At 31.7% G+C, this 2,793-nt stretch carries 1 protein-coding gene; it reads left to right on the plus strand.

Features of this window, described 5'->3' with window-relative positions:
* Window positions 1-579 precede the first annotated feature (579 nt).
* Complete coding sequence (gene acs, locus Q0138_RS04665; protein ID WP_297981567.1) at window positions 580-2,679, plus strand: acetate--CoA ligase alpha subunit; 2,100 nt, start codon at window positions 580-582, stop codon at window positions 2,677-2,679.
* Window positions 2,680-2,793: the final 114 nt, after the last annotated feature.

Consider the following 2,793-nt stretch of genomic DNA (forward strand, 5'->3'; position numbering starts at 1 on the left):
CTAAAATTATTAAAAAAAATTTATTGCCTTTTATTTTTTTAAAATTTTTCTTTTTATTATTCTAAATTAAAAATAAACTTTTATATATAAGTTTTATACAAAATATATAATAGATATTAGTTTAAATTTTATCATATTAAAAATCTTATTAAATTATCTGGTTAATTGGGTTAATTTTTCTTTAATTTACTTATAATGTATTTTATATGTACATTTTTAAAAAAACATTAATATTTTTTATTTATAAAACTGTTTTTTTATAATAATTTTATAGTTAAGTATTAAAGTAATTAAAAACAAAATAATTTATAATTATTTATCATTATAAATATGATAATAAATATGATATTTTTCATTTGATTATATGATATTGATATTTTAATTTGGTGATGTTTGTATTTAATTTAAAAAATCAAAAAATAATTAACCATTTGTAATTTGTTTTATTTTTAAATCATTGCTTTTGTAATTTGGTTTATTTTAAATGATTAATATTGTATTGTTTGATTTTGTATGATGAATTTTTAACAATCTACTAATAAAGTAATTTATTATAATTTGAATTAAAGGAGATAAATTATGACTGATCTTACTAAAATGTTTAATCCAGACTCTGTCGCTGTTGTTGGAGCTTCCAACTCAGAAGGAAAAGTTGGTTATATTATAGTAAATAACATTGTCAATGATGGTTTTAAAGGAAACATTTATCCTATAAACCCTAAAGATGATGAAGTTCAAGGATTAAAAGCATATAAAAATGTTTCTGACTTGCCAGAAGTACCTGACCTTGTAATTATTTCAATTCCTAGTGTATTGGTAAACCCTGTTGTAGAAGAATGCGGTGAATTCGGGGTAAAAAATATGGTAGTTATTACCGCCGGTTTCAAGGAAATCGGTGGTGAAGGTGTGGAAAGAGAAAATGAGCTTGTCGCTCTTGGAGAAAAATATGGCATGAATATTATTGGTCCAAACAGTTTAGGAACTACAGATTCACACACCCCTCTTAACTCTTCATTTTCACAGATTATGCCTCCTAAAGGAAATATCGCATTTATTTCCCAAAGTGGAGCTATGATGGTAGCTATTATTGATTGGAGTGTAACTGCTGGTATTGGTTTCAGTAAAATTATTAGTTTAGGAAACAAGGCAGGAACAACTGAAATCGAATTGATTGAATTCTTGGCTGAGGATCCTGACACTGCAGTGGTTATCTGTTATCTTGAGTCAATCACTGAAGATGAGGACTTTGTAAGAACATTAAGAAAGGTCTCATACAAGAAACCTGTTGTTATCCTGAAATCCGGTTCCAGTTCTGCCGGTGCTGAAGCGGCATCCTCTCACACAGGTGCATTGGCTGGCAGTGACATTGCATTTGATACTGCATTCAAGCAATCCGGTGTATTCAGAGTAACCACAATGGATGAATTGTTTGATGTAGGTTTAGCATTTTCCAAATGTCCTCTTCCTACCGGACGTAACCTTGCAATCATTACAAATGCAGGTGGCGGAGGAGTAGTGTCTGTAGATGCTATGGAAAGATATGGTTTGGATTTAGTTAAATTTGATGAAAAGACCAATGCTAGATTGAAAGAGGCAGTGCCTGATGAAGGTAGTATTAAAAACCCTATTGATGTTTTAGGTGATGCTCCAGTTATAAGATATAAGGAATCCCTTGAAATTGTATTGGATTCTGATGAGGTTGATGGATTGGTTGTTATGGTCTGTCCTACTGCTTCTGCAGATGCAGACGGTATTGCAAAGGCTCTTGTTGAAGGAGCAAGTGAATTTGATAAACCTGTTATTGCTGTAAACATGGGTGGACCTACCTTTGAAAATGCAAATGACCTCTTAAGGGATAATGGTATTCCTACTTATGTATTCCCTGAAACTGCAGTCAAGGTATTTGACTACTTGGCAAGATTTGCTGCAGTTCAAGAAAGAAACTATGATGATCCTGTAGCTGAAATTGATGATGCTGATAAGGACGCGGTTGAAGCAATTTTCGCTAAGGTAAAACAAGAGGGCAGAGACACATTGCTCGGTAGTGAAGCTTATGCTGTAGCTGAAGCTTATGGTATTGAAGCAGCACCTATTAAATTGGCAACTTCCGCTAAAGAGGCAGGTGAACTTGCTGAAGAAATGGAATTCCCAGTTGTACTTAAGATTGCTTCTGATAAGATTTTACACAAATCAGACATTGGTGGTGTAAAGGTAGGAATTTCCTCCAAGCAAGAGGCTGAAGAGGTTTATGATGAAATTATAGCTAATGCTAAGAAAGCTCATCCAGATATTGTACCTAATGGAGTAGAGGTTCAAAAGATGATGGACTCCGGTATTGAAGTTCTTGTAGGTATGATTCGTGATGCTCAATTCGGTCCTATGATTGCATTTGGTATGGGCGGAGTTTTAGTAAACCTTTTAGAGGACGTTTCATTTAAATTGGCTAAAGGCCTTACCAGTCAAGAGATTGAGGAGCAAATGGAAGACACTAAAGTAATTGAATTACTTAAAGGATTCAGAGGAGAAGCTCCTGGAGACATTGAAGCAGTTAAGGCAGCTATTGTAAGAGTTGCTAAATTGACTTTAGACTTCCCTGAAATCTCTGAACTTGATATTAACCCTATCTTTGTTTATGAAGAAGGATCAAGTGCATTAGATATTAAAATCAAATTAGATTAATTTTATTAATCTTTTTTATTTTTTTATTTTTTTATTATTATTATTCTTTTTTTACTAGTTTTTTCTAATTTTCTTTTTTTATTATATTATTTTATAAGTTATTTTATTCATTAT

The sequence above is a fragment of the uncultured Methanobrevibacter sp. genome (assembly GCF_937906425.1).
Classification (GTDB): Archaea; Methanobacteriota; Methanobacteria; order Methanobacteriales; family Methanobacteriaceae; genus Methanobrevibacter.

Bases quoted from the DNA above. Each gene is read 5' to 3' on its own strand.
- acs (WP_297981567.1), top strand. From the start codon at position 580: ATGACTGATCTTACTAAAATGTTTAATCCAGACTCTGTCGCTGTTGTT.